Consider the following 1,392-nt stretch of genomic DNA (forward strand, 5'->3'; position numbering starts at 1 on the left):
CCATCGAGCTTAAGCCCAACGCACCCATTAAACCGCGGCCATCTCTGCCCATTAGTTTAGGTGCTAAGTATAAGATTAGCTCGTCAACCAACTGATTCTCAATAAAGCTTTTGGCTAATGTTGCCCCAGCTTCCACCCAAATATGGTCAATATGGTGCGCTGGGAGATCGTGAATTAACTGCTTAATATCCAGTTGACCTTCACCATTGAGTGGCACCTCTATCTCGGCTGCAGATTCCGCAACACGTAGGACTGGCGCTTCAGATTGATACAACTTGAGAGCTTGATTCGCAGTTTGAAGCAGTTTTGCTTGTCGATCGAGAATCACACGCGCAGGTTGGCGCAGCGCTGATTGAGGGTAGCAAGCTTTGATGGCTTGAGGCAGTTCATCCCAACGTACATTGAGTGACGCGTTGTCTTCGATAACCGTTTGGCTGGTCGATAATACCGCTCCCGCTTTGGCGCGATAATGTTGAACATCACGACGAGCGTGTGGCGAAGTGATCCACTGACTCTGTCCATTGCTCAATGCGGTTTGACCATCTAGGCTAGCGGCCATCTTCAATTGAACGAATGGCTGCCCCGTTTGCATACGCTTAATGAAGGCTGGGTTTAACGCCAATGCATCTTGCTCTAGCAGCCCAATCTGCACCTCAATACCCGCATCGCGAAGCATTTTGATACCACGACCTGCGACCTTCTAGCGTGACATAAGCAGTCGCGCCTTTGGCTTTGTCGCCAGCCATTCTCATGGCATGAACTTCCGCGTGGGCTTCGCCCGCTTTAGCATGGAAGCCTTCACCAACGATGTTGTCGCCATGAGCAATCACACAGCCGACATTAGGGTTAGGAGCAGTAGTATAGATGCCGCGCTTCGCCAATTGCATGGCACGCGACATCATTTGAAAATCTAAGGGAGTAAATTCTGACATGTGTTGGGATTAGTCCTCTAGCTTGGCAATCTCTTCGCCAAACTCTCGGATATCTTCGAAGCTACGGTACACAGAGGCAAAACGAATGTACGCGACTTTATCGAGCTCCTTCAGTTGGTCCATCACAAGGTTACCAATCATCTCGGTTGGTACCTCACGCTCGCCAGTTGCGCGCAGTTGAGATTTGATGGTACTGATCGCCAACTCAATGGCATCAGCGCTCACTGGGCGTTTTTCTAATGCACGTTGCACACCACCGACCATTTTATCTTCGTTAAATGGTTCACGGTTGCCATTCGACTTGATCACTTTTGGCATAACAAGCTCAGCCGATTCGAATGTCGTAAAACGCTCACTGCATGCCAGGCATTGACGGCGACGACGAACTTGATGCCCGTCAGCTACTAGCCTTGAATCGATTACTTTCGTGTCGTTCTCTGAACAAAAAGGACAATGCATA

The 1,392-nt window shown here is 49.5% G+C and carries 1 protein-coding gene and 1 pseudogene; both read right to left on the reverse strand.

What is annotated here, in order from left to right; translation table 11 throughout:
• Nucleotides 1-902, reverse strand: a pseudogene (ribD, locus tag KIV40_RS31285) (bifunctional diaminohydroxyphosphoribosylaminopyrimidine deaminase/5-amino-6-(5-phosphoribosylamino)uracil reductase RibD); the annotation flags it as partial.
• Nucleotides 903-941: 39 nt separating this feature from the next.
• A complete protein-coding gene (nrdR, locus tag KIV40_RS31290) occupies nucleotides 942-1,391 on the reverse strand; it encodes a transcriptional regulator NrdR (protein ID WP_032551633.1) in 450 nt (149 codons plus the stop codon).
• Nucleotide 1,392: the final 1 nt, after the last annotated feature.

The sequence above is a fragment of the Vibrio sp. D173a genome (genome assembly GCF_030248475.1).

Bases quoted from the DNA above. Each gene is read 5' to 3' on its own strand.
- nrdR (WP_032551633.1), bottom strand. From the start codon at position 1,391: ATGCATTGTCCTTTTTGTTCAGAGAACGACACGAAAGTAATCGATTCA.